Below are 24,411 nucleotides of genomic sequence, written 5' to 3' on the forward strand. Positions count from 1 at the left end.
CCGTTCGTTGCATTGACGTGGGCGCAGGGGGTGCATGCGCTCCGGCGGTAAGTATGCTTATCATCTACCGCAAAAGCCCGCAGGCGTCACAACGGAGGAATATTGCACATGGCCCGCAACGCGCCACGCCTTTCTCGCGTGGTCCAGTGCCCCGCGATGCGGACGCCGGTTGCTAGTGGCACCGGCATGGGGGACTCTTGTAGTTGGGGGACAGTCAACATATTTCGATCATGGGTTTCACTAGGAGATACACATGGGTGAGCCCGGCAGGAAGCGGACAGCATGATCCGGCTCCGCAAATTGGCGCGCGCGGCGTCTGTTCTGACCACACCCCTTGCGCCGGAGGACATCCTCGCGCTCTTTGACCCGGTGTTTTCTGCCCGGCAGCTGCGCGGGGTGGTCACCAAAGTTATCCCCGAAACGCCGGATTCGGCCACCATTTATTTCCGGCCCGGCCGCGGCTGGAAGGCCCATAAAGCCGGCCAGTGGGCACGGATCGGCGTGGAGCTCGACGGCGTCCGGCACTGGCGGTCCTATTCGCTCAGCGCTCCGGCAGGGGAGGATCCCGCCATCACCGTGAGCGACATGGGTGCCGTGTCCGGCGTTCTTGTCCGCAACACCCGGCCCGGGGACGTCCTGTTCCTGGCGCCGCCGCAGGGCGACTTCGTCCTCCCCGAACATCCGCGGCCTCTCCTGATGCTCACCGCCGGCAGTGGGATCACCCCCGTGATGTCCATGGTCCGCACGCTGGTGCCGCACCGCCCCGACGCCGATGTGGTGCTGATCCATTCCGCCCGCAGGCCGGAGGACAGCATTTTCCGTGAGGAACTTTCCGAGCTCGCGGACCAGTTCCCCAACTTCCGTGTCACTCACTGGTTTACCGGCGAGCGTGGCCGGATGGACTTCGGCTCGGCCGACGGACTGGACAGCCTGTGCCCGGACTGGCGTCGCCGCGCTGCCTACGCCTGCGGCCCGGAAGGGTTCCTCGATGATGCAGAAGCCCTGTGGGCCGCCGAAGCGGCCGCCCATCCCAAGGACTCCAAGTCAGCCCGCGCAGAAGGGGCCACGGGCCCCTTCGCGGCGGACCCGGTAAACCTCATCATCGAACGCTTCAACACGAGCCTGCTGGCGGGCGTTGGGCACGACGGCGGCCTGGTCACCTTTGAGGCCTCCGACCGCGAGGTTGAGGCCGACGGCGATACCCCCCTCCTTGACGTCGGCGAAGACGCCGGGGTCCTCATGCCCAGCGGCTGCCGCATGGGCATCTGCCACAGCTGCCTGCTGCCCCTGCGTGCAGGGCAGGTCCGGGACCTGCGCACCGGCGAAGTCCACGGTGATCCGGGCCAACTAATCCAGACGTGCGTTTCGGCAGCCGCCGGGCCCGTTAACCTCGACATCTGAGGAGCATCACAAGCATGACTGCAATATCCGATCGCACAGCCGCGACTACAAAGTCCACCGCCGGCGTCTCCACGGACAAGCCGGTTGCCAAGCCGCGGCCGGGGGCACTGGCCGCCTCCGGCCGGCCCACCGTGCGCCCGCCCGCCGCCGCACACCTGTCCGACGAGCAGGTGGCAGAGCTCGGCCGCGAGCTGGATGCCATCAAGGATGAGATCCTTGCCAAGCGCGGAGCCTCCGACGCCGCTTACATCCGGCGGGTGATCAAGATCCAGCGCGGGCTGGAGATCGCGGGACGCGCCACGCTGCTGGTGAGCCGGAACAAGGCCGCCTGGGTCACGGGAACCAGCCTGCTCAGCCTCGCCAAGATCCTGGAAAACATGGAGATCGGCCACAACATCCTGCACGGCCAGTGGGACTGGATGCGCGATCCGGACATCCACTCCACCACGTGGGAATGGGACTTCGTGACCCCGGCGCGTTCGTGGCAGCACACCCACAACGACCTGCACCACCGCTGGACCAACGTGGTGGGCAAGGACAATGACGTCGGATACAACCTGCTGCGCATGGACGAGGACCAGCCGTGGACCCCGCGCAACCTGGGCAATCCGCTGTACAACGCGATCCTGGCCCCGATCTTCGAATGGGGCATCGCGGTCTACGACCTCGAGCTCGTCGAATACAAGGAGGGCAAGAAGTCCAAGGAGGCCATGGTCCGTGACCTCAAAGCGCTCGGCGTCAAGGCCCTGAAGCAGTTCACCAAGGACTATGCCGCCACCCCGGCCGTCGCCATGCTCACCGGCTCGGGCAAGCAGGCGCTCATGGGAACGCTCACCGCCAACGCGGTCCGCAACGTGTGGGCCCACGCCGTGATCTTCTGCGGACACTTCCCCGAAGGGACGGACACCTTCACCGAGGAAATGGTCGAAGGCGAAACCCGCGGCGACTGGTACGTCCGCCAGATGATCGGCTCGGCCAACATCTCCGGCTCCAAGTTCATGCACATCATGACCGGGAACCTGTCCCACCAGATCGAACACCACCTGTTCCCGGACCTGCCGTCCAACCGGTACGGGGAAGTGGCGCCGAAGGTGCAGGAAATCTGCCAGCGCTACGGCCTCCCGTACACCACCGGGCCCCTGCTGAAGCAGGTGGGATCTTCCTGGGCGAAGGTCTTCAAGCTCGCGCTGCCGGGAAAGAAGGCATAGCTTCCGGGCAACCTTCTTTGGAAGGACCCGGGCGCCGGGCGGCGTTCTCTGGCAGAGTATGACCATGCTCACTGTTATCGGCGAGGGCCTCGTTGACGTGGTCCAGCGCAGCTCCGGAATCGAAGCCCATGTGGGCGGCAGCCCGCTCAACGTCGCCGTCGGGCTCGCCCGCCTCGGGCACCCGGTGCAGTTCGTCGGCCGGTACGGCCGGGACGCCTACGGTGAGTCGGTTGCCGCCCACCTGCGGGCGAGTTCCGTCATGCTCCCGCAGGCCCCGGACGGGCTGCCCACCAGCGTGGCCACCGCGCTGGTGGACGACGACGGCGCCGCCACCTACACGTTCGACCTCGCCTGGGAGCTCCCCGGCCTGGCGGAACGGCTGCCGTTCATGCTGCAGGGGACCACGCTGCTGCACACCGGCTCCATCGCCACCATGCTGGCGCCCGGCGCCGCGGAGGTGCTGGCCGCCGTCGAACATGCCCATCCGGCGGCGACCATCAGTTTCGACCCCAACTGCCGCCCCAGCATCATCACGGACGCCGAATATGCCCGCCGGCAGGCGGAAAAGTTCGTGACCCTCTCGGACATCGTCAAGGCCTCCGACGAGGACCTCGCCTGGCTCTACCCCGGGGTGGACCCGCTGGAGTCCGCGCGGCGCTGGCTGCAGCTTGGCGGCGCTGAGGGGCCGGCCATGGTGGTGGTGACGCGCGGTGCTGCCGGGCCGTGGGGTATCGCCGCCGCGGGCGAGGCCGAGTTCGCGGCGCCCCGCGTGGAGGTGGCGGACACCGTTGGCGCAGGGGATTCCTTCATGGCCGCGCTGCTTTCCGGCGTGGTGGACCGCGGCCTGGCTGGCGCCCAGAACCGGGCGGACCTGCGGGCCCTCCCGGCCGCGGGGCTCACCGCCCTGCTGGCCCACGCCTCCCGCGCGGCAGCGGTGACTGTGTCCCGTGCAGGCGCCAATCCGCCCACCCGGGCGGAGCTCAACCACATCGAATCCGCAGCAGAGGAAGCCGAAGTTCCCACCATCTGAGGAGCAGCCATGACATCGCCGGGCCCGTTTTCCAACCTGCCGGACGTCCCCGCGTTCGGACTCACCAGCCGCTCCTTCGAGGACGGCGGAATCCTGCCGCCGCCGCAGCGCAGCGGCAGGATGCATGCGGGCGGCGCCGACGAATCCCCACAGCTGAGCTGGAGCGGGGCGCCCGATGGGACCAGGAGCTACGCCGTGACCGTGTTTGACCCGGACGCGCCGGGCGCGGGCGGGTTCTGGCACTGGGCGGTCCTCAATATCCCGGCGAATGTTACGTCGCTGGCGGAGGGGGCCGGGGCCGAGGGCGGCCCGCAGCTCCCGCCCGGCGCGGTGCAACTGAAGAACGACGGCGGCTTCCGCGGCTACCTGGGGGCGGCCCCGCCGCCGGGGCACGGCCCGCACCGCTACATCGTGACGGTCTACGCGCTGGATGTCGAGGAGCTGCCGGGAGGGGCGGGGGCGAAGCCTGCCGGGCTGGGCTCCGAGTTCACCCGGCACGTGCTGGGCACGGCCACACTGACCGGCGTCTTCCAGCGGTAAGGCTGCCAGTGCCCCTGCCGGCCAAATAGAGCTATTGACAGGACAAACTCCTGCTTCTATTCTCGATTACTGGAGCGCTCCAAGTGCGCTCGGTCACACTGCTCTTCCCCGGCCGGGAAGATTCGGGGGTGTGGCTTCCCTGATCATCTGGACGCGATCGAAGGAGATCACCAGTGAAGAAGTTTTTTTGGCGCCGCGCAGCGGTGGCCGCGGTTGCAATCCCGATGCTGGCTTTGACGGCATGCTCCAGCCAGGGCGGGCGGGCGCCGGAAGCCAACAGCGGGGGCGGCGGGGGCCAGGCTGCCTCGACTCCGCGCATGAAGATTGCGCTGATCACGCACGCTCCGGCGGGCGACACCTTCTGGGACACCGTGCGGAAGGGGGCCGAGGAAGCTGCGGCAAAGGACAACGTGGAGCTCCTCTACACGAACGATCCCGAGGCAGGCCGGCAGGCGCAGCTGATCCAGCAGGCCGTGGACCAGAAGGTGGACGGGATCGCCGTCACCCTGGCCACGCCCGGTGCGCTGAAAGATTCGCTCAAGAAGGCCTCTGACGCCGGCATCCCCATCGTGAGCCTGAACGCCGGTGAGGAAGTCTCCAAGGAGCTCGGGGCCTTCACGCACTTCGGCTCCAACGAGCAACTGGCCGGGCAGGCGGTGGGTGAGAAGCTGGCGGCGGAGAACTTCAAGCACCCTGTCTGTGTGATCCAGGCCCAGGGGCACGTGGGGCTGGAAGCGCGCTGCGCCGGCGTGAAGTCCAAGGTCCCGGGAACCGAGATCCTGTACGTGAACGGCGCCGACATGACGTCCGTGGAATCAACGGCAACGGCCAAGCTGCAGGCGGCCAAGGACGCCGACGTCATCATCGGCCTGGGGGCACCCGTCACGCTCACCCTGCTGAAGTCCGTCGCCACTGCGGGCAGCTCGGCGAAGGTTGCCTCCTTCGACCTGAACAAGGAACTCGCCCAGAAGATCGCGGACGGCACCGTGCTGTTCACGGTGGACCAGCAGCCGTGGCTCCAAGGCTACGGTTCCGTGGACGCCCTGTGGCAGGTCAAGCGGGGCGGCTTCAAGCTCGGCGGCGGGCAGCCCGTGCTCACCGGGCCCACCATCGTCGACAAGTCCAACGCGGCGGACGTGGTGAAGTTCTCGGACCAAGGCATCCGATAGGCCCCGCAGGTTACGCCTGCCGACGCCCCAGGTTCACTCGTCGGCGACGAGGCGCCACGGGGGTGCTGCGAGGTCCGCCACTGGCACGGAAACTGACCCGGGGCCGCTGCGGGGGCCTTCGAAGCGTGTGCCGGGGGCGAACCGGGCGCTGTTGGACGCCACCACCTTGCCGGATTCCGTGATCAAGGCAACGTGTTCGTCCCGGCGCCCGAGGTTCAGCAGGAAGGTGCGCTCGATGGACTCCATTGAGAGGTCTGCTCCCGCCACCGCCACGGGCCGCTGTTCGTGCAGCACCGGGCGTGAAGCGGTGACGATTTTCATGTCCGCGCCGCCGAAATCAATATAGGGGCCGATGAGCTCGGGCCTGCCGGACGCCAGGGGCCGCTCGTACCAGGTCATTTCCGTGTAGTCGTAGTAGTTGATGGACGCGGGGTTGAGATTGTGGGGGATGAACACCAGTTTCCCCCCGACGAGGCTCCACCACTGGTGCCACGCGTCGGCGTCGGTGAACAGCCCCGAGGTGACGGACACCCCGGCGCTGTCCACGAGGCCCGCCTGCTTGAGGACAATGTCCTCGACGACGGGCCTGAGGGACTCGAGCTTGGTCCTCGATGTCCCCGGCGACGCAAGAATGTCCGTGGTGGCATCGGCCAGGACTGCCAGGTCGGCGAACACGCTCGCGAGGCTCTGGCCCAGGGCCTGGGCCGTCGACTGCAGGATCTCATTGATGGGGTTCACCGCTGGTCCGCCAGGTCCGAGGTGAGGATGGCCAGGCGCTGGTTGATGATGAAGGCACCTTCCCGTTCGAAGTGTGAGATGGCGATGTTCTCTGCTTTGCCGGGGTCCTCCTCGGCGATGGCGTCGAGGAGTGCCTCGTGCTCCGCGACGGCGGTGGTGTGCCCGTCCAGCCACGCCTGGCCCCACGTCAGCGGGGACAGCTCGGCGTGGATCTGGATCAGCAGGGCGGTAAGGCGGCGGGACTGCGCCGCGACGCCCAGTCCGATGTGGAGCCGGGCATCAGCCTGCCGCAGCATGTGCGGCTCCGAGCTGGACGCGAACCGCTGGGCAAGTTTGCGGAGGCGCCGCACGTCCTGCTCATCGGAGCGCCTGGATGCCAGCCGTGCCGCTGAGCCGGCTGTGGCGGCCGCCAGGTCAATGAGGTCCCGCAGGTCGTCGCTCTTGTGCCGGCGCAGTTGCTGGGCGATCTCCGCCTCCCGGACCGGGAGCACGCCTGCGACGTAGCTTCCGCCGCCGCGCCCCCGGCGGGTGCCGAGGAGTCCCTTGCTCCGCAGCACCGCGAGGGACTGGCGGAGGGTGAGCGGCGATACGCCCAGGTGCTCGGCCATGACCGATTCCGGCGGAAGCCGCTCGCCCGGGTTGAGCAGTCCCATCCCGATGGCGCTCTCAAGCTGAAGCGTCACCTGCTCGGCGCGGCCGGAGATGACCTGCCCCTGGGGCCGGACCTGGGCAGCCATTTCCAGGGCGCGGAGGGACACGGAACCGCCGTCGTCCCGCACTTCATTCGGCATATGCCCGGCCCGCTCCTCGTCGCGCGAATTCAACAGATAACAATAAGTTTTAGACTATCGACTTCTGGCCGCAGCCTCGACCGTCCTCCGCCGGCCGGGAAAGACGAAGGCGTGCCGCCCAGTCGAGATCTCAGAGAGAACTCGCGCTGGGCGGCACGCCCATGTTGTGCCCCGGTTAGTGGAAGACCTGCGAGGCAGCCAAGGCTGCGTCCGCATCCTTCAGGACCGTAGCGGCGACCTCGAGCCCTTCGATGCGGCCCAGTTCGACGTCTTCATGTTCGATATTGACGAGCATGTTCGGGTCCACCTCGTGGAGGGCGCGCAGGAACTCGGTCCAGTAGGCGGTGTCGTGGCCCTTGCCGAGGGCGACGAAGTCCCAGGCGGCGGGCTTGGGCCATTCGTTGGCCCACTCGTCGCCGCCGAGGTTGGTCCGGTTTTCCTCGGGGGAGAGCCGGCGGAAGCGGTTGTCGAGGACACCGTAGATGGCGGCGGTGTCCTTGTTGACGCGCACGTCCTTGGCGGCTGCGTGGAAGACCAGTGGGCCGAGTTCGCGGACCACGGCCACCGGATCCATCTGCTGCCAGAACAGGTGGGAGGCGTCGAGCTCGACGCCTACGTGGGTGGCGCCGGTCAGTTCGACCAGCTTGTACACGTCGGCGGGGTTGAAGACGAGGTTCTGCGGGTGCAGTTCCAGGGCCACCTTGACGTCGAGGTCGGCGGCGAGCCGGTCGGTCTCCTTCCAGAACTTGGCGGCGACGCCCCACTGGTAGTCGAGGACGTCCAGCGCCGCGGAGTTCCAGGCGTTGACGATCCAGTTCGGCACGGTGGCGCCGGGTTCCCCGCCGGGGAGGCCGGACATGGTGACCACGCGGTTCTGTCCGAGGCGGTGGGCCAGGCGGATGGAGCGGCGGATGTCCTCGGCGTGCTTGTCGCCGATGGCGCGGTTGGGGTGCAGCGGGTTGCCGTTGCAGTTCAGCCCCGCGATGGAGACGCCGGTGCCCTCGAAGATCGCCAGGTAGTCATCGCGCGCGGCGTCGCTTTCGAGGATGTCGTCGAAGGTGGGAACGTGCACCGCCGGCAGGAATCCGCCGGAGTTGATTTCGATGCCGGTCAGGCCCAGGCCGGCGACGACCTTCAGGGCCTCGGGCAGCGGGCGGTCGTGCAGGATCGCGTTGTAGACGCCGAGCTTCATAGCGTGATCATCTTTCCGTTGTTCAGGGCTGATTCGGTGACGGCGGCGAGCAGTTCCATGTTGCGGACGCCTTCGTCAAAGGTGGCGCAGCGCGGCAGGGATTCCGCTTCGCTGAGGCCGGCGACCTCTTCGAGGAACGCACGCGACTGGTAGGCGAACGCGTCGTTCTGGCCGAAGCCGACCTCGGGGGCGTCCATGGCAAGGCCGCCGGCGATGTAGGGGTGGCCCGGGCCGAGGATGACCTGGCGGTAGCCGCTTTCGTGGCCGGAGCCGTCGTTGAGGAAGAGCTGGATCTCACCGGGGCGGCGCTGGTCGAACTTCGCGGAGCCGTTCTCGCAGAAGACCTCGAAGTTGAGGCTGTTCGCGTGGCCGGCTGCCACGCGGGAGACCTCGAAGCTGCCGGCGCCGTTTTCGAACTCGGCGGAAAAGGCTGCGTAGTCGTCGTTCTCCACGGCCTCATAGGTGTCGCTGACGGCGGCGTGGTCGTGTCCGATGACGGCGCCCAGCGGCAGGGGCCGCTTGTCGATGGCCGTGCTGAGGCGGCCGCCGCTAATGGATTTGATGTCGCCGCAGAGGAACTCCGAAACGTACGCCAGGTGGCTTCCGACGTCGGCCAGCGCGCCGGAGCCGGGGCCGCCCTTGTAGCGCCAGCTCATCGGCGCCTCCGGGCTGAAACCGTAGTCGGTCCAGTAGCGGCCGCTGAAGTGCAGCACCCGGCCCAGGGTCCCGTTCCGGATGAGGTCGCGGATGTAGGCGATGCCCGGGGTACGGCGGAACGTGAAGCCGATGCGCGCGATCGAGGATGCGCTGCGGGCGGCGTCGGCCATGGCCCGGGCGTCCTCCAGGGTGTCGCTCAGCGGTTTCTCGCACAATACGTGCTTGCCGGCGGCAAGGAGGCCCTCAACGACTTCCCGGTGCAGCGAGTTGGCGATGACAACGCTGACGACGTCGATGTCCTCGGCCTCGGCGATTGCCTGCCATGAGGTGTCGTTGCGCTCGTAGCCGAAGCGCCGTGCTGCAAGGGAACCGAACTCCGGGTTAATGTCGCCGATGGAAACGAGCCGGATCGGCGGCAAGACGGGGTTGTACAGGGCGGATGCGGTGCGGAAGGCGGCGGCGTGGGCCTTGCCGGCCATGCCCGCCCCGATGACGGCTACGCCGAGATCTTTGGGCATTGGTTTTCTCCTTTGAAACGGGCTTTGCGGGACTCGGCCGCTGTAACGTGGGACGCAAAATGGAGCGCTCCATAAACACGATAGGGGCGGAACTTTGTCCTGTCAATATCCCTAAAAGGTCAGCGCATGGGCGACAATTGCAGAGTGACCCAGGAGACCGGAAAACGCCCGAACATTTACGACGTTGCCTCCGCGGCCGGGGTATCGAAATCCCTGGTCTCGCTGGTCCTGCGCGGCGCCCCGGGCGTATCCGCCGCCCGCCGGGCCGCCGTCGAGGAGGCCATCGAAAGGCTGAACTACCGCCCGAGCCGGGCGGCAGCGACCCTGGCCGGCAATCGGTCCCGGACCATCGGCGTCGTTCTGGACGACTACCGGAACCTCTGGTTCGTCAGCCTGCTGGGCGGGCTGCACGACGAGCTTGCCCCGCTCGGCTTCCGGGTGGCCGTCGCCGACCCGTCGTTCAACGCCCGCCTGGACCGGACGCCGGTGGACGGACTCATGTCCTTGCGGGTGGACGGCATAGTGATCGCGACCGAGCCCACGGAGGAGATGTTCGCCGCCGTCGACGTTCCTGCGGTGGTGGCGGGTAACCGGGACGTCGTGGTCCCGGGGGCGGATATCATCGCCAACGACGACGAAGCCGGCGGCCGCCTGGCCACCGAGCACCTGATCGGGCTCGGGCACCGGGAAATCGGCCATGTGACCGGCGGGGGCGGCGCCGCCCGGCTGCGGGCGCAGGGGTTTGAGGCCGCGATGCGCAGTCACGGGCTTCGGCCACACACAGCGCAGGGCCTCGGGCAGACGATGGAGCCGGACGGCTACGAGGGTGCGCTGAGGCTCCTGGACCAGAACCCCGCGATCACGGCGATTTTTGCGGCCAACGATGTGATGGCAATGGGTGTGGCGGCCGCGGCGCGGGACCGGGGGCGGCGGATTCCGGAGGATCTTTCCCTGATCGGCTATGACAATTCGCCGCTCGCATCGGCGAATCTGCTGCGCCTGACCACCATCGACGGCCGCAACGGCGAGGTGGGCGCCGGGGCCGCAAAGGCCCTGCTGGGCCGCATGAACGATCCGGAACTCCCGGTCCAAACGAATCTGGTGGACCCCGAGTTGGTGGTCAGACGTTCGACGGCGGCCCCCGCCTGACCTGCGCAGGCAAGGGGCCGCCGTCGTTTTCTTCAGGCCTGAGCCTTCAGGTCAGAGTGCGCCCTGCGCGCTGGTGCCGGCGGGGATTGCGGTCAGTCGCGTGACCTCCACCGGTTCCGCCAGGAGTCCCTCAAGGGAGGCGTTCAGGCGCTTGACGGGCTCGCCGGCGCCGTGTGCATCGAGGAGCTCGGCGCTTTCCCACTTTTCGATCATGACAATCTGGCCGTTCGGGGCTTCGTGGATGGCGTACAGTTCGCAGCCCGGCTCCTCGTGGACCTCCGCGATGGCGGGGGACAGGGCGGCCACGACGTCGTCGAAGGCGCCTTCCTTGGGTGTGAACATGGCGGTGACAACTACGGTCATGGGTTTTCCTTTTCCTTATCTGGTTGCGGACTTGCTGGCGACGAGGCGGGCCGGTGCAACGCAGCTGCTGCGCGGCACAAAATCCGCCTTGACTTCGATGGTCCTGGCACCCGCGGGGAGCCGGCCCTGCATCCGGCCGAGGACGAGTTCGAGGGAATGCACCGCCAGCATGCCGATCGGCTGCCGGATCACGCTGAGCGGAGGGCTTGTCAGTTCGGTCCACGGGTTGTCGTCAAAAACGATAACCGAGAGGTCGTCGGGTATCCGCACGCCCATCTGGACGAGGCGCCGGACTGAGCTCTGCACCTGGGCGGTATTGGCGACGATCAGCCCGGTGGGGGCGTCCGGGGATGCCAGGAGGGACCCGACGGCGTCGCCCCCGCCGTCTCCGCGGAAGGGGACGTCCCGGACCAGCATGGGGTCGGGGCTTATTGAGGCGCTTTCGAGGGCGGCCCGATAACCGCCGATCCGGGAACGCCCGGTGGACGTGCTGGCGGGGCCGGTGATGAGGGCGATCCGCTCGTGGCCCAGGGCGATGAGGTGATCGGTTGCGCGCCGGGCCGAGTCGGAGTTTTCGATGCTGACGACGTCGACGTCGCTGAGTTCGGCGATGGCGCGGTCCACGAAGACCACGTTTACCCCGAGGTCCCGCAGGCGCTCCCATTTCTCGATGTTTCCGCCGGTTGGCGTGGCGATGACGCCGCCCACCGAACGGTCCAGGAGCGTGTCCAGGGATTCCGCCTCAAGGTGCGGGTCCTCCTGCGTGGTCATGACCACCACCTGTACACCGTGGCTGCGGGCCTCCCATACAACGCGGTCCGCCAGTTGGGCGAAGAACGGGTTGGCGAGGTCCGTGACCACCAGGCCGACGGTGAGGGCATGGCCCGCGCTGAGTTCGCGCGCCGCGGCGCGGGGACGGTACCCGAGTTCACTGATGACACTCAGGACTTGTTCGCGCTTGGCCGGGGCGACCGGGCCGGAGTCCGGGTTCAGCACCCGCGACACCACGGACACGGAGACCCCCGCCGCTGCCGCCACATCGCGGATAGTGGGCGCCTTCTTCAATGCTCCTCCTTGCAACCGGTGGTCTTCACCGACATCTGTTGACACAGCCTAACACTGACTGGTACAAAAGTGGAACCGGTTCCACTCGGTAGCCCAAATCACAGCAGCAACGACGAAGAGCTGCTCCACCGCCCCCACGGTGGAGGTCGTCTCTCTTTGTCAGACATCAATCAGAGAGATCCCCATGAACCTTCACAAGCTTCTTAGCGACCGCGAGAACCAGGGCCGTCCCATTCGAGTGGGCCTCATCGGGGCCGGACGGTACGGCACCATGTACCTGGCCCAGGCAAACAACATCCCGGGCATCCACGTAGTGGCTATCGCTGACATCAATGTGAAGCGGGCTGAGGGCGCTTTCGAGCTGGTCGGCTGGCCACAGAACCAGATCGCTCCGGACATCGCCACCGCGCTGGAGAACCGCTCCACCACCATCGTGGCAAACGCCGATGAGCTGTTCGACGTCGACATCGACGTCATCGTTGAAGCCACGGGCAACCCGATCGTCGGCGTAAAGCACGCGCTGCGGGCGATCGAAACCAAGAAGCACATCATCATGGTCACGGTCGAGGCCGACGCCCTCGCCGGTCCAGCCCTCGCCAAGCGCGCGGAAGAGGCCGGCGTCGTCTATTCCATGGCGTACGGCGACCAGCCCGCCCTCATCATGGAACTGGTGGACTGGGCGCGGACCAGCGGCTTCGACGTCGTATGTGCCGGCAAGGGCGCCAAGTACCTCGAGCACTACCACGAGATGAACCCGGACAACGTCTGGGAAAACTGGGAGTTCTCCAAGGAGCTCACCGACTCCGGCCAGCTCAACCCGTACATGCACACCTCCTTCCGTGACGGCACCAAGGCATCCATCGAGATGGCAGCCGTCGCCAACGGCGCCGGCCTCACGCCGTCGGACAACGGGCTGAGCTTCACCCCGGGCGACGTGGAAGAGATCGCCACCATCTGCCGCCCGGCCGACGTCGGGGGTGCCTTGGCGCACGAGGGAAGCGTGGACGTCATGTCCAGCGTCAACCGCGACGGCAGCTGGATCAGCCACAACACCCAGGAAGGCGTCTTCGTGGTGGTCAAGGCCACCAACGGCTACGTCTCCGGCTGCTTCAACGAATACCCGTGGCACCCGGACCCCACCGGCCAGTACGCCGCCCTGTACCGCCCGTACCACTACGTGGGCCTCGAGCTGAACATGTCCATCGCCAACGCAGCCCTCCGCGGCATTGCCACCGGCTCGCCGATCGGCTTCTTCGGTGACGTCGTCGCCACCGCCAAGAAGGACCTGAAGGCCGGCGAATTCCTCGACGGCGAGGGCGGCTTCACGGTCTGGGGCAAGCTTGTCTCTGCCAAGCACTCGGTCGAAATCGGCGCCCTGCCGGTAGCCCTGGCGCACCACGTCGAGCTCCGTGCCGACGTCGCCAAGGGTGCCACCGTCCGCTGGGAAGACGTCATCATGGACGACTCGCTCGCCCAGGCACTCGAGCTGCGCCGCGAAACCGAGGCGCTTGTTACCGAAGCCGCGCTGACCTCCTAATTCATCCAGCAACCCACAAGACTCCTTCCAATGAAGAAAGGCATCACATGAAATCGAAGACCCGCGCCCTCACCGGAGTGCTGGCATGCACCCTCGCCGCTTCCGTCCTCGCCGGCTGCGCCTCCGGTGCGCCCGGCGGCGGCTCGCCGGTGGCCAAGATCCAGCTGTCCATCCCGGATCCACTGACCTCCTCGGTGGGTGTCTCTGCCCAGCACTTCGCAGACCAGGTGAAGAAGACCTCCAACGGTTCGGTGGTTGTCACGGTGGTGCCGAACGGTACGAGTTTCAGCGGTGACCAGAACGCCGCTGTTACGAGGCTGCAGGGCGGGTCGCTGGACGCGCTGATCCTGTCGACGTCGGTGTACGCGTCGGTGGTGCCGGAAATGAACGCGATCAGCATTCCCTACCTCTTCGATGACACGAAGGAAGAAGCTGCGTTCCTGGCGGGCAAGCCGGGCGACGTACTGAAGGAAAAGCTCAAGGAAAAGAACACCGTTGCCCTGTCCTTCCTCACCCGGACCGGCCGCCAGATCACCAACTCCGAACGCCCCATCGAGCAGCCCTCGGACCTGAAGGGCCTGAAGATCCGCGTGCCTGGCAACCCGCTGTGGACGGACTTCTTCGGCAAGCTGGGCGCCAGCCCCACCACCATGGCGTTCTCCGAGGTCTTCACCGGCCTGCAGACCGGCACGATCGACGGCCAAGAAAACCCGATCGAGGTGCCGTGGACCAACAAGTTCTCCGAGGTCCAGAAGTACGTCTCGCTGACGCACCACATCAACGACGCCTGGGTCCTGGCCCTGTCCTCCAAGAAGTGGGACTCGCTGAACGAGGACCAGAAGAAGATCCTGACGGACGCCTCGGCTGAGACCGCCACCTTCAAGACCGGTTACGACGAGGAGCAGTCCAAAAAGCAGCTCGACGAGCTCACCGCCAAGGGCATGAAGGCCAACGAGCCCACCGCCGCGGGAATCGAGCAGTTCAAGGCCGTCTCCAAGAGCCTCTACCCGGACTTCTCGAAGCTGATCGGCAAGGAATTCTTCGACCAGGCGATCGCCGCAGCCAAGTAACCCCCTTCGAGGGCCGGAGCGCCCTCCGGCGCCCCGGCCCTCGAACACCATCCCCTAAACAACATCCCCGCACTCAGCATCCCGCTCTCAACGATGACAGTCTGGAAAAACATGGAACATACACTCGCCCCCAAGGAACTCGAAGAGGTCCTTCCGTCTGATGCGGAAGAGATCCTTCACCACGGGCACGTCGCGCCGCGCTGGAGCGGAGCGGTCTGGCTGGACAAGGCCCTGAAATGGACCGTAGGCGCGGCGATCCTCGCCGAGCTCGTCGTGATCCTGCTGAACATCGCGGTCAGGGTCGCCACGGGTGACTCTGTGCTCTGGACCCAGGAAGTGTCTGAAATTGCGCTGCTGACCATCGCCTTCATCGGTGGCGCGATCGCCTATCCCAAGGGTGCGCACATGGCCGTCCAGGCCCTGATCATGCGGCTTCCGGCACACTGGAAGCCGTACCTGGCGGCCCTCGTCGACTGCCTCGTCTTCGTCATGAGTGCGGGCGCCTTTGCGCTCTTCGTTCCCACCCTGGTCCAGCAGCTCGAGGAAAAGACCCCGATCCTCCAGCTGCCGGTGTTCTGGGTTTCGCTGCCCTTCTCCATCGGCATGGTGCTCATTGCCTGGTTCGCCGTCCTGAAGCTCTGGCGCCAGCCGCGCCGCGCCGTCCTGGTGGCAGCGGGCATCACCGCCGCCCTGGCCGCCGTCGTTATCCTGTCCCAGCCGCTGTTCTACTACGCGTCGCCCAACCTCCTCCTCGGCGTGGTTCTGGTTGCACTGTTCGCACTGCTGTTCCTTGGCCTGCCCATCGCATTCGTCCTCGCACTGGCGTCCGGCATCTACCTCTACCTGGGCGGGATCTCTGAAGTCAGCGCCATCCCGATCGGCATGGCGTCGGGGGCCAAGGGCTTCGTGCTGCTGGCCATTCCGTTCTTCATCCTCGCGGGAACCGTCATGAACTCCGCCGGCCTGACCCTGCCGCTCGCCAAGCTGGTGGATGCGCTCATCGGGCACCTGCGGGGCGGCCTGCTGCAGGTTGTTGTCGTGACCATGTACATCTTCTCCGGCATTTCCGGCTCCAAGGTTGCGGACGTCGCCGCCGTGGGCACCACCATGCGCGGCATGCTTGAGGAACGGAAGTACCCGCGCGGCGAGGTGGTGGCGGTGCTGTCCGCCTCGGCCATCATGGGTGAGACCATCCCGCCGAGCATCGTCCTGCTCATCATGGGCTCCATCACCACGATCTCCACCACCACGCTGTTCCTCGCCGGCTTCGTTCCGGCCGCCTTCCTGGCCCTCGTGGTCATGGCGCTCGTCTTCCTCCGCGCAAAGAAGCAAGGCGGCGTCGCCAGCCCGAAGGCCACCTGGCGTGCGCGCGGCTCGGCCACGTTCTTCGCCATCCCTACGCTGCTGCTTCCGGTCGGCATGGTGGTGGGCATCCTCAGCGGCTTCGCCACCCCCACTGAGGTGTCCTCCGTCGCCGTCGCCTACGCTTTCGTGCTCGCCGCCGCCTACCGCCGCGGCAGCAAGCGGCTGCTGGGCGATACCCTCCGGGAAACCACGACGACGGCGGGCATGGTTTTGTTCATCATCGCGGCAGCCTCACCGCTCGCCCAGACCCTTGCCCTGGCCGGGGTATCCCAGCAGATCCATGACCTCATGTCCGGCCTGGGCGACTCACCGCTGCTCTTCATGCTGTTCACCATCGTGCTGCTGATCATCATGGGCCAGCTGCTCGAAGGCCTGCCCGCCGTCCTGATCTTCGCGCCGCTGCTCCTGCCCATCGCCACCGAATTCGGCGTCAACCCGGTGCAGTACGCCATGGTGCTGATCATCTCCATGGGCATCGGTTCATTCGCTCCGCCGGCCGGTGTCGGCTTCTACGTCGCCTGCGCAACCGGCCTCGAGACCGTGGAAAAGAGCCTCAAGCACTTCTGGCCGTACCTCATCGCGGTGTTCATCGGGCTGCTGGTGCTTGCCGCCGTTCCGTGGTTCAGCACCTTCCTGCCCGCCATGGCCGGCCTGATCCCCTTCTAACGACGTGAGCACAGTGACACACAAAGCAGTGACAGACACCGAAAATCAGGCGACGCCCGAAGTTCCACCGTCCGTCGCCCTGCTGGGCACCGGCCCGATGGGCGCCCCGATCGCCCGCAACATCCTGGCCGCCGGCGTTCCCCTGACGCTCTGGAACCGCACCGCGGAAAAGGCCAGGGCCATCGGCGGGGGACAGGTGGCCGGCACCCCGGCGGAGGCTGCGGCCGGCGTCGTCCTGACCGTCCTGCCGGACTTGCCGCAGGTCGCCGACCTACTGCCTGGTCCGGACGGGCTGCTGACCGGGTGGAAGGCGGCCGGCATCGAGGACCCTGTCCTGGTCATACACGGGACAGTGTCCCCGGTGGCCGTGGCCCGGTTCGCCGAGGACTGCCGGAGCCGGTACGGGGTGACGGTGGTGGACGCGCCGCTCAGCGGCGGCACCATCGGAGCCGAGGAGGGCCGGCTGAGCACCATGGCCGGAGGACCGCGCGACACCGTGCGGCGCCTCCTGCCGCTCTTCGAGCTCTACAGTTCCACGGTGGTCTGGTTTGGTGAGGCCGGTGCGGGGTCCACGGTCAAGGCCTGCAACCAGATCGTCGTGTCCGCCACCGTTACGGCGCTGGCCGAGGCAATGGCCGTGGCGACCGCCACCGGGCTGGATCTTGGAAAGGTGCAGTCCATCCTGGCCGGCGGCCTGGCGAATTCTGAAGTCCTCCGGCAGAAGGGGCAGCGCTGGATCGACGGGGACTTCGAGGGCGGCGGGTCTGCGAAAAACCAGCTGAAGGACCTGAACTTCATCGCCGAGATCGCCAAGGACAGCGGGCTGAAGCTTCCTCTCTCCGCCAGCGTCCGCAACGCCTTCGAGCTTATGGTGGACGCAGGCGACGGCGACCTGGACCACACCGGGATCTACCGGACTGTCCTGGGGCAGGCAGGATAGGCCAGTCAGGATAACGGCAGGTGAGCGGCGTCTCAGGAATCGGTAAGGCGCCGGGCGTGCTCGGTCTCGGAAGGGTCGAGCATGCCGGGGCCGCCGCCCAGTAACGCCCAATGGCTGGTACGCCCATCCGGGCCGGTAAGGCTTCCCCGGCGTAGGGCGCCGTCAATGCGGCTGCGGACCAGGGCCTCATTCGCCGGTTCGGTGGCGAAGATGATCCGCAGCGTGACGATGTCACCGTTTTGCTCAGGCCGGGTATGGTGCGGCGCAAGCGGGCAGGGCGGCGGGTGGTCCCAGCTTCCGCACAGCTCGAGGGTAACCGCCGCGCTGAGGGCGGCAGTATCGGGCGCTGGCATGCCGTCCTGGGCCGCGTCCATGGTGACCGTGGCCAGATGCACGTATGCCGATCTCAGCGGCGTCATGCCCCGAGGTGCTCGAGCAGCGCGTCGAGGATTGGCAGCTGGCCCTTGACGAGCTTCACTCGTGCTTCGGATTCACTGATCCACTCGGCACGATCGATCTCGGGGAAGTGCTGGACCGTTCCTGAGCCCTTGGGCCACTCCAGCGGAAATGTGTTGCTCAGGATTTTCTCGGGCTTGAAGGCGGACTCGGCCGTGAATGCCGTGATGAGCTTGCCCGAGGGCTGCCGGAAGGTGCCGAGCAGCACGTACTCCGCGGCGGGCGCCGGGACCCCCATTTCCTCGGCGAACTCGCGCTGTGCCGCCGCCAGTGGATCCTCCCCTTCGGGGTACTCGCCCTTGGGAATCGACCAGGCGCGCTCATCCTTGCGCTCCCAGAAGGGGCCGCCCATGTGGGCGATCCACACTTCCACTTCCGCCCCGCTGTTCTGCCGGTACAGCAGAAGGCCTGCACTCCTGACCGCCATGTTGCCCTCCTGCCCCAAGGCTACCCCCGGGCGCCGGCAAAGAGCGTCGCCCTCTAGGGCCGGCTCCTGCAGGCCTGGCTCGGCAGGCATACGCCGACGGCGGCTAAAGAACGCTCCTTGTCCCGTTCCCTTCGCAGGGGGACACTGGAGAAAACGATGAGAAAGGAGTCTGCCGTGCGCAAGAGAACAGCGTGGATCATCGGAGCAGCGGTCGCTGCGGCGGCGTTGGGGGGCGCGTCGGTGGCTGCGGCTTCCGTGAATCCCTTCGATGATGACACAACGGGCAACGGCGGCACCCAGCAGCCGCTGAACCAGACCGACCGCGACAAAGCCGTCGACGCCGCAATGGCCAAAGTCGGCCCCGGACAGGTCACCGAGGTCGAACGGGGCGACGACGCCGGTTCCTCCTACGAGGTAGAAATCCGCAAGAGCGACGGGTCCGAGGTGGAAGTTAACATCGGTCCCAACTTCCAGGTTCTGAGCCAGAGCCTGGACGACTAGCGACCAGCGCCGCTCAACCAGCAGCAGGGCTCAGCCAGCGAGCCATTCGCCTGCCTTCATCACGGCGGCCACCTCAAGATCCGCCGTGAGAACCACCAGGTCCGCCTTCCGGCCGGCCTCAATGCGTCCGACGTCGGACAGCCCCAGCATGTCCGCCGGATTCTGGCTGGCCGCGCGGACGGCATCGGCGAGCGGGATGCCAGCGTCGTGGACAGCGTGCCGCACCGCCGCATCCAGCGTGAGGATGCTGCCGGCGATGGTGCCGTCGCTGACCAGGCGCGCCTCGCCGTCGGACACCTGGACGTCCAGCCCTCCCAGCCGGTACCTGCCGTCCTGCGCGCAGGCCGCCGCCATGGCGTCGGTGACGAGGACGGCCCGCGCCGGGCTGGCGGCAATGAAGCGGACCAGCGACGGGTGGAGGTGCACGCCGTCGGCTATCACCTCGGCAAACACCGTGGGGTCCTCCAGCAGCGCCAGTGCGGGGCCGGGCTCCCGGTGGTGCAGCGGCCGCATTGCGTTGAACACGTGCGTCCCGGCGGTGGCCCCGGCCGCAATCGCCTGGCGCGCCAGGTCGTAGCCGGCACCCGTGTGGCCGATGGCCGCGACGGCGCCGTAGCCGGTGATCTGCCGTACGGCGGCCAGGCCGCCTTCCAGTTCCGGCGCGATGGTGACCATTCGGACGGTGCCCCGCCCGGCCAGCATCAGCCGGTCGATGGCCGCCGGTTCCGGGGCGAGCAGAAGATCCTCAGCGTGGGCGCCCCGGTGGTCGGGGCTGAGCCAGGGGCCCTCCAAATGGATCCCGGCCAGAACGCCCTCCTCCACCAGGGGGGCCAGTACGGCCACCGCCTTCTCAAGCTGGGTGAGCGGGGCCGTGACCAGGCTGGCCATCAGGGTGGTGGTGCCGTGGGAGCGGTGCACCCCGGCAATGCGGACCGCGGCGGCAGCGGGGTCGGCGTCGTTGAAGCTGGAGCCGCCGCCACCGTGGATGTGGGCGTCCACGAAGCCCGGGGCGAGGGTGGCATCCGGAAAATCGGCGTCGGGCTCCCGCGGCGGCAGCCCGGGACCGGCCGCGGTGATCCGGCCGCCGTCGGTCTCCACCCAGCCGGGCTCCAGCACGGCGCTGGTTTTAGCGTCACCCGTTTTAGTGTCACTGGGCAGGATGACCCGGGAAGCAGAAATGAGCGTCGGACTCACCAGGTTTCCGTGATCTTGCGCAGGCCTCGGGGAGCGTCCGGGTCCAGGTGGCGGGCTGACGCCATCGCATGCGCCAGCCGCTGCAGGGGCATGATCTCCAGGATCGGCGAGAGCTGCTCGTGGACTGCCGGCAACGGCACCACGTGGTTCAGCGGACGGGCCGCTCCTGCGTCGCCCACGAGGCAGACATCCGCGCCCCGTTCGGCCAGCCGGTCCAGCACGGGGTGCAGGGCGCGGCCGCCGGCGCCGGGGGAAGCGACGGCGATGACCGGCCGGTCGGCGTCGATCATGGCAAAGGGGCCATGCAGCAGGTCCGCGCCGGAGAAGGCGTGGGCGGCCAGGTAGGACGTTTCCATCAGTTTCAGTGCCGCCTCCCGTGCGGTGGGGTAGGAGAAGCCGCGTCCCGTGGTGACAATGTGGTTCACGAAGCGGTAGCGGTCTGCAACCTCCAGTATCTCCGGCCGGGCCAGCACATCCGCGCCGAGACGCGGCAGGTCCGCCGCTTCCGCGCCGTTTCCTCCGGCCCACGCGTCAACCAGCAGCCACAGCGCCAGCAGTTGCGACGTGTAGCTCTTGGTTGCGGCCACGGCGCCCTCCGGCCCGGCAAGGATGTCCAGGTGGTGCCGGGCGGCAGCCGCCAGCGGTGAGGACGGCGCATTTGTGACGGCCACGGTGAGGGCACCGCCCCGGGCGGCAGCGGCGGTGGAGTCCACCAGGTCCGGGGAGCCGCCGGACTGGCTGACCGCCAGCCACAGCACCCCGTCCATCCGCGGTTCCGCGCCGTACACCGTGAGGCTCGACGGCGATGCCAGCCCGGCCGGCAGCCCCAGCACCGTCTCGATGAGGTACTTCGCGTACAGGGCCGCGTGGTCGCTGGTGCCGCGCGCGGCCAGGAGCACGTACTTGATGTCTGCGTCCCGGAGGGTGGCGGCCAGCCGGGTGATGGCGGGGCGCCCGTGCTCAAGCTGCCGGGCGAGCGCCTCCGGCTGTTCCAGGATTTCGGCGGCCATCAGGGAACCGGGACGGGGTGAGATGGCGGTGGTTTCGGTGCGCTGGGCGGTCATGGGTCTCCTTGGGGATCAATGGGTTAGGGGTTATGGGGAAAGTGAAAGGGGTCAGGCGCGGATCGGGCTGGCAGGCCGGCTTGGTGCGTCGGCAAGCTGGCTGGCCAACTCCACGGCGCCCCAGGCGGGGGAGCGGTCGAGTACGCGGACGTGGGTGAGGCCGTTGTCTGCCAGCAGCTCGCGCACCCGGGTGGCCAACGACGGCTGGTTGACCAGCATCCCGCCGGCCAGCAGCACCGGGGCATTTTCCGGCATGGTGCCCAGCCTCCGGTTCACGGTCAGGGCCAAGCGGGCGAGATGCCGGGCGGCGTCGTCGGCGATGGCGGCGCTCGCGGGGTCCGTGGCGGCGAGGCCGAACACGGTCCCGGCCAACCCGGCCCAGTACCGGCGCTCCGGCCGGCTGTAGAACAGATCCAGGAGCCCAGCGGGTTCCGCGGCTCCGGTCTGAGCCAGAAGCTGGGACGTCAAGGGCCCGGCGGGCAGGCCGGCGTCGGATTCCTGCAGGGCGTTGCGGACCGCGCTGCGGGCCACGGCGTAGCCGCTGCCTTCGTCGCCGAGCAGGTAACCCCAGCCTCCGGCCCGGGCTTCCCGGCCGTCGGCGGCCTTTGCCCACGCGGCGGAGCCGGTGCCGGAGATCAGGACGGTGCCCGAGGTCAGGCCACCGGCGGCGAGGATGATGCGGGTGTCGTGGTCCACCCGGATCCGGGCTCCCGGGAAGCGCCGGGAGAGGAGGCCGGTCAGCCGTTCCCGGGCGGCGGGCGTGTCCGCTCCAGCGGCCCCGGCAAACACGGTGTGTACTCCGTGGTTCACAGGGTCACCGATGCCGAGCCGGGCGGCGAGGTCGTCCAGCGCTGCGGCGGCTTCCTCTTCCCCGACGGAGGCGATGTTCGCACTGCCCACCGTGCACTCGGCGACGCTCTGAACGAGCGGTGCGCCGCCGCCGTCGTCCGTTGGTACGGTGCCTGCCGCAACAGCGTCCGCCAGAATGGCGTGCGTCTTGGAGCCGCCGATATCCAAACCAAGGACACGGTCCAAACCAAGGACACGGTCCGGGCCGAGGACGCGCCGCATCACTTGGCCGCCGGCGTGCTGCTGCTGTCATTGTTGCCGGTGGCTTCCGGCCAGCGGGCACCGTTTTCCCAGTAGTGGCGGATTTCCTCGAGGTTCCGGCCCTTGGTTTCGGGGGCCAGGCGGTGGACGAAGACGAAGCCCGCGATGGCCAGGGCACCGAACACCGCGAACGTGCCGGCACCGCCGAGCCGCTGCAGCATGGTCAGGAAGAACGCCGCGACGATCACGTTGGCCACGAGGTCCGAGGTCAGCATGGCGCTGGCGCCCAGGGAACGCAGCCGGGCGGGGAACGACTCACCTGCGTAGACCCACACCAGCGCGCCGAAGCCGAACGTGAAGCCCACGGTGAACAGCAGAACCCCGAGGAAGCCGACCACGGTCAGTATTCCGCCGAAGTCGCGTCCTGCCATAAAGACGCCCACCAGGATGGCGTTGGCCACGATCATCATGCCGATGCCGCCGAGCAGGATGGGGCGCCGGCCCACCCGGTCCACCAGGGACAGCGAGACGAACACCGCCACCAGGGAAGCGGCCTGCACCAGCGCGGGCAGCAGCAGGAGGGCGGCGTTGCCCGTGAAGCCCATGGCCTCGAAGATCCGGGGGCTGTAATAGACCACGGCGTTGATGCCGGTGATCTGGATGAAGAAGCCGAGGCCGACGACGAACACTGTCGCCTTCAGGTACGGCGAGCGGAGCATCTCGCGCAGGCCGCCGCCGCGCTCTTCGCTGATGGCCTGGCGCATGTCCGCCAGTTCGGCGTCGACGTCGGCATCCGGCTCGATCGAGCTGAGGGTGCGGCGGGCCTCTTCGGTGCGTCCGCGCATCATGTACCAGCGGGCGGTGTCGGGGAGGCGGAAGGTGACGGCGAGGACCGCGAGGGCCGGGACGGCGGCGAGGCCCAGCATCAGCCGCCAGTTTTCGGTGGCGGACAGGACGTAGGCGGCCAGGTACCCGATGATGATGCCGATCACAGTGGCCACCTGGTAGGCGACGAGGAGGGCGCCGCGCACTTTCGGCGGCGCTGACTCCGCCACGAAGACGGGGACCACCACCACGGATATGCCGATGGTCAGGCCCAGGAGCAGGCGGGCCACGAGCAGCATGGGCACATCAGCGGCAAGGGCGCTGAGCACGGCGAACGCCGCATAGGCCCCGGCCACGCCCACCATGCAGGCCTTGCGGCCCACCTTGTTGGCGAGCCAGCCGCCCAGGACGGCACCCAGGACCTCACCGACGACGACGGCGGTGGTCACCAGCTCCTGTTGGCTGGTGGAGAGCTGGAACTCCTTGGTGATGAACAGCAGGGCGCCGGCGATATTCGACAGATCGTAGCCGTAGATTATGCCGATGGTGGCGGCGGTGCCGCCGACCAGGAGGCCGAGGCGCGGTGTCTGGCGCAGGTCTTGCAGGAACGACATCTTTGGGTCCTTGGAAGTGGGTTGGGGGAGTTGGCGGTCCGGAACGGATGCTAACCGGAATTGGTGTAAACCAATTTCCACTATTTTGGCCTAGACCAATTTTCGTGTCAATAGGTACCATCAGATTCATGGAATCCTCCGCGGCCGCTGCCCTGCCCAAGTACTACGTACTCAAGGAGCAGATCCTCACCCTCATCGAGGACGCGGCGCCCGGAACGCTGATCCCCACCGAACGCGCGCTCGCCGAGCAGTACGGGACTTCCCGCACCACCGTCCGGCAGGCCATCGGCGAGCTGGTGGCAGAGGGCCGCCTGGACCGGACGCAGGGGCGGGGGACGTACGTGGCACCGCCGAAGGTGACGCACGTCCGCCAGCTCACGTCCTTTTCCGACGACGCCGCGAGCCAGGGCCTCACGGCTGCGGCCCGGATCGTGGACGTGAGCGTACTCCCGGCCGACCCGGCCACGGCACGGCGCCTGGCGGTGGAGCCGGGAACGGACATTCACCGGGTGGAGCGCATCAGGCTGGTTGACGGCGAGCCGCTGGCGCATGAGGTTGCGTTCCTTGCGGGGCCGCTGCCGGATCTGGCGCGGACAGTGGCGGAGCGCGGCTCCTTGTACGCCGCCCTCCGCGAGGACTACGGAATCCGGATCGCCGAGGTGGAGGACACCGTGGAGACGAAGCTGGCCGGACCGGCCGATGTGCAGCTCCTCGACGTCGAAATGGGCGCCCCCATGCTGTTGGTCCACCGGCTCGGCTTCACCCCGGACGGGCAGCCCGTGGAGTGGACCGAGTCGGTGTTCCGGGGGGACAGGTTCCGCTTCGTGGCGCGGATGCACGTCTAACGGGGGCGGGTCTCCTGCGCTCGGCGCTTCCCTTTA

24 protein-coding genes are annotated in these 24,411 nt (G+C 67.7%); 12 read left to right on the forward strand and 12 right to left on the reverse strand.

Annotated features, from left to right (window positions below; genetic code table 11):
- The first annotated feature begins 282 nt into the window (after positions 1–282).
- From LFT45_RS01165 to LFT45_RS01185, 5 genes are all read left to right on the forward strand, one after another.
- Positions 283–1,401, forward strand: a complete 1,119-nt coding sequence (locus tag LFT45_RS01165) for a ferredoxin reductase (RefSeq protein ID WP_236806142.1) — start codon at positions 283–285, stop codon at positions 1,399–1,401.
- Positions 1,402–1,415: 14 nt separating this feature from the next.
- The gene (locus LFT45_RS01170; protein ID WP_236806143.1) at positions 1,416–2,609 is read left to right on the forward strand and encodes a fatty acid desaturase family protein; all 1,194 of its coding nucleotides are present in this window, start codon (positions 1,416–1,418) and stop codon (positions 2,607–2,609) included.
- Positions 2,610–2,673: 64 nt separating this feature from the next.
- A complete protein-coding gene (locus LFT45_RS01175; RefSeq protein WP_236806144.1) occupies positions 2,674–3,639 on the forward strand; it encodes a carbohydrate kinase family protein in 966 nt (321 codons plus the stop codon).
- A 9-nt stretch (positions 3,640–3,648) separates the two neighbouring features.
- The gene (locus LFT45_RS01180; RefSeq protein ID WP_236806145.1) at positions 3,649–4,179 is read left to right on the forward strand and encodes a YbhB/YbcL family Raf kinase inhibitor-like protein; all 531 of its coding nucleotides are present in this window, start codon (positions 3,649–3,651) and stop codon (positions 4,177–4,179) included.
- 173 nt (positions 4,180–4,352) lie between these two features.
- Complete coding sequence (locus tag LFT45_RS01185; protein WP_236806146.1) at positions 4,353–5,348, forward strand: substrate-binding domain-containing protein; 996 nt, start codon at positions 4,353–4,355, stop codon at positions 5,346–5,348.
- 33 nt (positions 5,349–5,381) lie between these two features.
- On the opposite strand, the gene LFT45_RS01190 is transcribed toward LFT45_RS01185, so the two are convergent.
- The 4 genes from LFT45_RS01190 to LFT45_RS01205 form a co-directional block, all read right to left on the reverse strand.
- On the reverse strand, positions 5,382–6,086 hold the full coding sequence (locus LFT45_RS01190; RefSeq protein ID WP_236806147.1) for a cache domain-containing protein: 705 nt from the start codon (positions 6,084–6,086) through the stop codon (positions 5,382–5,384).
- Positions 6,083–6,877 carry a FadR/GntR family transcriptional regulator gene (locus LFT45_RS01195; protein ID WP_236806148.1) on the reverse strand — a complete coding sequence of 265 codons (795 nt, stop codon included), beginning with the start codon at positions 6,875–6,877 and terminating at the stop codon, positions 6,083–6,085. Before LFT45_RS01195 ends, LFT45_RS01190 begins: the two co-directional genes overlap by 4 nt.
- A 175-nt stretch (positions 6,878–7,052) precedes the next feature.
- On the reverse strand, positions 7,053–8,069 hold the full coding sequence (locus LFT45_RS01200) for a sugar phosphate isomerase/epimerase family protein (RefSeq protein ID WP_236806149.1): 1,017 nt from the start codon (positions 8,067–8,069) through the stop codon (positions 7,053–7,055).
- On the reverse strand, positions 8,066–9,244 hold the full coding sequence (locus LFT45_RS01205; protein ID WP_236806150.1) for a Gfo/Idh/MocA family protein: 1,179 nt from the start codon (positions 9,242–9,244) through the stop codon (positions 8,066–8,068). The genes LFT45_RS01200 and LFT45_RS01205 overlap by 4 nt, the downstream gene beginning before the upstream one ends.
- 144 nt (positions 9,245–9,388) lie before the next feature.
- On the opposite strand from LFT45_RS01205, the gene LFT45_RS01210 reads away from it, so the two are divergent.
- Complete coding sequence (locus LFT45_RS01210; protein ID WP_236806151.1) at positions 9,389–10,393, forward strand: LacI family DNA-binding transcriptional regulator; 1,005 nt, start codon at positions 9,389–9,391, stop codon at positions 10,391–10,393.
- A gap of 51 nt (positions 10,394–10,444) precedes the next feature.
- On the opposite strand, the gene LFT45_RS01215 is transcribed toward LFT45_RS01210, so the two are convergent.
- Together LFT45_RS01215 and LFT45_RS01220 are read right to left on the reverse strand one after the other, a co-directional pair.
- Positions 10,445–10,756, reverse strand: coding sequence for a putative quinol monooxygenase (locus LFT45_RS01215; RefSeq protein WP_236806152.1), 312 nt, complete (start codon positions 10,754–10,756; stop codon positions 10,445–10,447).
- Positions 10,757–10,771: 15 nt separating this feature from the next.
- Entirely contained in the window at positions 10,772–11,821 is a 1,050-nt protein-coding gene (locus tag LFT45_RS01220) for a LacI family DNA-binding transcriptional regulator (RefSeq protein WP_236806153.1), read from the reverse strand.
- Between the two features lie 184 nt (positions 11,822–12,005).
- Here LFT45_RS01220 and LFT45_RS01225 point away from each other — a divergent pair, with 184 nt between their 5' ends.
- From LFT45_RS01225 to LFT45_RS01240, 4 genes are all read left to right on the forward strand, one after another.
- Complete coding sequence (locus LFT45_RS01225; RefSeq protein WP_236806154.1) at positions 12,006–13,358, forward strand: NAD(P)H-dependent oxidoreductase; 1,353 nt, start codon at positions 12,006–12,008, stop codon at positions 13,356–13,358.
- Positions 13,359–13,405: 47 nt separating this feature from the next.
- Positions 13,406–14,428, forward strand: coding sequence for a DctP family TRAP transporter solute-binding subunit (locus tag LFT45_RS01230; protein ID WP_236806155.1), 1,023 nt, complete (start codon positions 13,406–13,408; stop codon positions 14,426–14,428).
- 111 nt (positions 14,429–14,539) lie between these two features.
- Positions 14,540–16,459: a TRAP transporter large permease gene (locus tag LFT45_RS01235; RefSeq protein ID WP_236806156.1), complete on the forward strand. Its 1,920-nt coding sequence runs from the start codon at positions 14,540–14,542 to the stop codon at positions 16,457–16,459.
- A 28-nt stretch (positions 16,460–16,487) separates the two neighbouring features.
- Entirely contained in the window at positions 16,488–17,399 is a 912-nt protein-coding gene (locus LFT45_RS01240) for an NAD(P)-dependent oxidoreductase (RefSeq protein ID WP_236806157.1), read from the forward strand.
- 32 nt (positions 17,400–17,431) lie between these two features.
- Here LFT45_RS01240 and LFT45_RS01245 read toward each other — a convergent pair whose 3' ends face one another.
- Together LFT45_RS01245 and LFT45_RS01250 are read right to left on the reverse strand one after the other, a co-directional pair.
- Positions 17,432–17,818 (reverse strand): hypothetical protein, encoded by a 387-nt coding sequence (locus LFT45_RS01245; protein ID WP_236806158.1) that lies wholly within the window; start codon positions 17,816–17,818, stop codon positions 17,432–17,434.
- The gene (locus LFT45_RS01250; protein WP_236806159.1) at positions 17,815–18,282 is read right to left on the reverse strand and encodes an NUDIX domain-containing protein; all 468 of its coding nucleotides are present in this window, start codon (positions 18,280–18,282) and stop codon (positions 17,815–17,817) included. The genes LFT45_RS01245 and LFT45_RS01250 overlap by 4 nt, the downstream gene beginning before the upstream one ends.
- A 174-nt stretch (positions 18,283–18,456) precedes the next feature.
- Between LFT45_RS01250 and LFT45_RS01255 the strand changes: the two genes are divergently transcribed.
- Complete coding sequence (locus LFT45_RS01255; RefSeq protein WP_236806160.1) at positions 18,457–18,783, forward strand: PepSY domain-containing protein; 327 nt, start codon at positions 18,457–18,459, stop codon at positions 18,781–18,783.
- A 30-nt stretch (positions 18,784–18,813) separates the two neighbouring features.
- On the opposite strand, the gene nagA is transcribed toward LFT45_RS01255, so the two are convergent.
- Genes nagA through LFT45_RS01275 form a run of 4 tightly spaced genes read right to left on the reverse strand, consistent with a single transcriptional unit; the run spans position 18,814 to position 23,530 of the window.
- Entirely contained in the window at positions 18,814–19,977 is a 1,164-nt protein-coding gene (nagA, locus tag LFT45_RS01260) for an N-acetylglucosamine-6-phosphate deacetylase (protein ID WP_236806161.1), read from the reverse strand.
- The gene (locus LFT45_RS01265; RefSeq protein ID WP_236806162.1) at positions 19,974–21,041 is read right to left on the reverse strand and encodes an SIS domain-containing protein; all 1,068 of its coding nucleotides are present in this window, start codon (positions 21,039–21,041) and stop codon (positions 19,974–19,976) included. The genes nagA and LFT45_RS01265 overlap by 4 nt, the downstream gene beginning before the upstream one ends.
- 51 nt (positions 21,042–21,092) lie before the next feature.
- Positions 21,093–22,112, reverse strand: coding sequence for an N-acetylglucosamine kinase (locus tag LFT45_RS01270; RefSeq protein ID WP_236808770.1), 1,020 nt, complete (start codon positions 22,110–22,112; stop codon positions 21,093–21,095).
- Positions 22,112–23,530, reverse strand: coding sequence for a sugar porter family MFS transporter (locus LFT45_RS01275; protein WP_236806163.1), 1,419 nt, complete (start codon positions 23,528–23,530; stop codon positions 22,112–22,114). The genes LFT45_RS01270 and LFT45_RS01275 overlap by 1 nt, the downstream gene beginning before the upstream one ends.
- A 128-nt stretch (positions 23,531–23,658) precedes the next feature.
- On the opposite strand from LFT45_RS01275, the gene LFT45_RS01280 reads away from it, so the two are divergent.
- Complete coding sequence (locus LFT45_RS01280; RefSeq protein WP_236806164.1) at positions 23,659–24,375, forward strand: GntR family transcriptional regulator; 717 nt, start codon at positions 23,659–23,661, stop codon at positions 24,373–24,375.
- The last annotated feature ends 36 nt before the right edge of the window (positions 24,376–24,411 follow it).

This window comes from Arthrobacter sp. FW305-BF8 (assembly GCF_021789315.1).
Classification (GTDB): Bacteria; Actinomycetota; Actinomycetes; order Actinomycetales; family Micrococcaceae; genus Arthrobacter.